At 39.4% G+C, this 343-nt stretch carries 1 pseudogene; it reads right to left on the bottom strand.

Annotated elements, in window-relative coordinates:
• Positions 1-242 (bottom strand): annotated as a pseudogene (locus tag M5F03_RS00040) (alkyl hydroperoxide reductase subunit F); the annotation flags it as partial.
• Positions 243-343 lie beyond the last annotated feature (101 nt).

Here is a 343-nt window from a genome sequence, read left to right as displayed (position 1 = left end):
GGTAGACCTGCGAAGAATACACGTGGTGTTTCACCTGCTTTTGCAATACCAAAGCTTGGCGCACGGCTGTTGTTACCGTCAAAACGTGCAGTCACTAAATCAGATAAAGCGGCAACTTCGGTCACCAATTCTTTAATTTTGTCTGATTTGTCCGTGCCGTTTAAAGTCGCGACGATTTCAATCGGGCCTTCAAGGCGTTCAAGTAAGGTTTTTAATTGAGCAGAAGTATTTTGATCTAACATTGCTAACGTCTCCAGAGGAGTAAATTTATTTGATGAGAGAATGATAGAACAAACCATTAAATAGGTGAAACGGTTTGTTTTTATAAAATTAATCGGTTTTA

This window comes from Acinetobacter amyesii (assembly GCF_023499985.1).
GTDB classification, from domain to species: domain Bacteria; phylum Pseudomonadota; class Gammaproteobacteria; order Pseudomonadales; family Moraxellaceae; genus Acinetobacter; species Acinetobacter amyesii.
Note: the sequence above shows the minus strand (reverse complement) of the source record. Positions and strands in the feature narration are given on the sequence as shown.